Consider the following 2,393-nt stretch of genomic DNA (forward strand, 5'->3'; position numbering starts at 1 on the left):
CCCCCAGCGTCCCCAACACCCGCCAACGTCCCACCTCCGTGCCGGGTTGAAGCGCCGCGGGGAACACCTGGGGTCTTTCCGGGGTCATGGACCCGCAGAGTCACATGGTTTCCAATCAACCTCAAAGGTCCTGGGGCCACCTCCCGGCCGGACCACCCGGACTTCTCTCTGTGTAAAAAAGCGGGGTTCACTGAAACGTGACAGGGGGACCGCACGATAATGACTCGGGTGGGGTGAGTCAGACCGATTTGGTGTATTGACCCGTCTCACCGCAGTTCCCCCCGTCGTTCCCCCCTACGAGGAGTTCGCGATGCTTCGTCGTCTCAGCTCAACCCTTCTTGCCGCGAGCATGTTCGCCGGTTGCGGTGGTATTGAAACCGAGCCGTCCGCCGAGACGGTCGCGCCTGCGTCCGTCCAGTCCCAGCAGGCGCCCATCCTCACCACCACGGACGTGGACGTGGCCCCGGATTGCCAGGGCATCCTCGCCTTCGTGAACACGTCGTCGTACGCGACGCTGGACCAGTTCCTGCCGAGCAACGTCGTCACCAACCTGGTGAACCGCCGCGCCACCGCGCCGTTCACGTCGCTGGCGGACCTGTCGTCGGTGCCGCTGGTCGGTGAGACCCGCCTCAAGCAGATCGAGGGCGGCGCCCGCAACCGCGACTTCATCGACGCGGACTGCACCGGCATCTTTGACGGCATCGCCCTCTCCCACGACGACGCGGCGGCCATCGTGTCGCTGGTGAACACCATCGACGACTCGGAGCTGCACGACGTCCTGCCGGACGCGTGGAACGGCGCCGCGAACCTCCTCAACCTGCGCCCGTTCACGTCGGCCCAGGCCATCTCCAACGTCACGGGTATCGGTGACGTGAGCTTCCGCAACATCCGCAACTCGGCCACGCTGAGTCGCCCGTTCGAGGCGCTCGCCACCGCGCTCAACGCCATCCCGAGCAACGGCTCCTACGGCGCGGTGCTGCAGCGCCACTTCGACTGGTGGGAGGTCGTGACGGCCAACCACCCGTACTCCCGCGGTGGCCCCACCTGCTTCGGCCTGGAGCCCAGCAGCGTCCCGTCCGGCGCGACCATCCGCCCGTACCTGGCCAACGCCGCGGAAGTGCGCGCCGAGGTCAACTCCACGCTGGCCTACGTCAACGCGAGCAGCAAGATCCCCGCCGGTGTCATCTCCGCGGGCCTGGCGAACCTGGACGCGCGCATCGCGGGCCGGTCGTTCAAGGGCTGCATCTTCAGCTACGCGGATGACCCGTGGAGCAGCCACAGCGCCGCCATCTTCGTCGACACGGTGAACGGCTTCAGCGTGCTGTCCGAGACCTGGTGGGCGGAGTAGTCGTCCCCGGCTGACAGCCCGGAAGCAAGAAGCCCCAGGTTCCCGCGAAGGGAGCCTGGGGCTTTTTCCTGCGTGAGGTGGAGCGCTGGCCCTACTTACCGCCGCCGAGGAAGTCCGCCTTGCCCACGTCCACGCCGTTGTGACGCAGCAGCGCGTACGCGGTCGTCGCGTGGAAGAAGAAGTTCGGCAGGGCGAACGTCGTCAGGTAGCTCTCCCCGGTGAACTGCATCGGGTCGAAGCCGCGGCGCGGCACGCTGATGCTCTTCTCCTCGGTGCCGTTCAGCTTCGCGGCCGGCACCGACTCGATGAAGGCGATCGTCTTGGCGATGCGCGCCTCGAGCTCCGCCAGCGTGGACTCGTTGTCCTCATAGACCGGCGCTTCCACCCCGGAGAGGCGCGCCACGCAGCCCTTGGCGCTGTCACAGGCGATCAGCACCTGGGCCTTGAAGGGGAGCATGTCCGGCGCGAGCCGCACCGTCACGAACACCTCCGGGTCGAACTTCTTCGCCTCCGCGTGGGCCCGGGCCTTGCCAATACACTTCGTGAGGGCCCGCAGGGTGGAGACAAAGATGGGCGCGCTGGCCGAGGACATGGAAATCGTCATGGAAAACTCCGGGAAAATGAGACGCCCCCTTCTAACCGGTGACGGTGTCCGGCGCAGCATCCTCACGCCTCCCGGCTTGCCCGGGGCCTGGCCGACCCTTGCCCCGCCCCACCGGCCCCGGGAAGGAATCCGTGCACCCGCGCGTGTCTACGGGTATAGACACCCCCATGTGCCCCCTGGTGAATACGAAGGACCTGATTGACGCCCAGGAGGTGGCGGGCCTGTTGCGCCTGGCCCACCCCAACAGCGTCAGCACGTACCTGCGCCGCTACCCGGACATGCCCCGTCCGGTGCTCGACCTGGGCGCCGGGCGCCCGCGCCTCTGGCTCAAACCGCAGATGTTGCGTTGGGCCCGTGCCCGCCAGGCCGCTACCACCGACTCCCGCTCCGGAGCCTCCCGATGACCACCGCCACTCCCCGAACCGCCCCCTCCGTCCTGCC

The 2,393-nt window shown here is 67.7% G+C and carries 3 protein-coding genes; 2 read left to right on the plus strand and 1 reads right to left on the minus strand.

Features of this window, described 5'->3' with window-relative positions; translation table 11 throughout:
* Positions 1–310 precede the first annotated feature (310 nt).
* Entirely contained in the window at positions 311–1,348 is a 1,038-nt protein-coding gene (locus tag D7V97_RS42325) for a hypothetical protein (RefSeq protein WP_120616182.1), read from the plus strand.
* A gap of 91 nt (positions 1,349–1,439) precedes the next feature.
* Here the strand turns inward: D7V97_RS42325 and D7V97_RS42330 are convergent, their stop codons facing one another.
* Positions 1,440–1,952 (minus strand): DUF1993 family protein, encoded by a 513-nt coding sequence (locus D7V97_RS42330; protein ID WP_120616183.1) that lies wholly within the window; start codon positions 1,950–1,952, stop codon positions 1,440–1,442.
* A gap of 167 nt (positions 1,953–2,119) precedes the next feature.
* Between D7V97_RS42330 and D7V97_RS42335 the strand changes: the two genes are divergently transcribed.
* On the plus strand, positions 2,120–2,356 hold the full coding sequence (locus tag D7V97_RS42335; protein ID WP_199729191.1) for a hypothetical protein: 237 nt from the start codon (positions 2,120–2,122) through the stop codon (positions 2,354–2,356).
* Positions 2,357–2,393: the final 37 nt, after the last annotated feature.

The sequence above is a fragment of the Corallococcus sp. CA053C genome (assembly GCF_003611675.1).
Lineage (GTDB): Bacteria > Myxococcota > Myxococcia > Myxococcales > Myxococcaceae > Corallococcus.

Excerpts from the sequence above, each read along its gene's own strand:
- D7V97_RS42325 (WP_120616182.1), top strand. The coding sequence starts at position 311 with ATGCTTCGTCGTCTCAGCTCAACCCTTCTTGCCGCGAGCATGTTCGCC.
- D7V97_RS42330 (WP_120616183.1), bottom strand. The coding sequence starts at position 1,952 with ATGACGATTTCCATGTCCTCGGCCAGCGCGCCCATCTTTGTCTCCACC.
- D7V97_RS42335 (WP_199729191.1), top strand. The coding sequence starts at position 2,120 with ATGTGCCCCCTGGTGAATACGAAGGACCTGATTGACGCCCAGGAGGTG.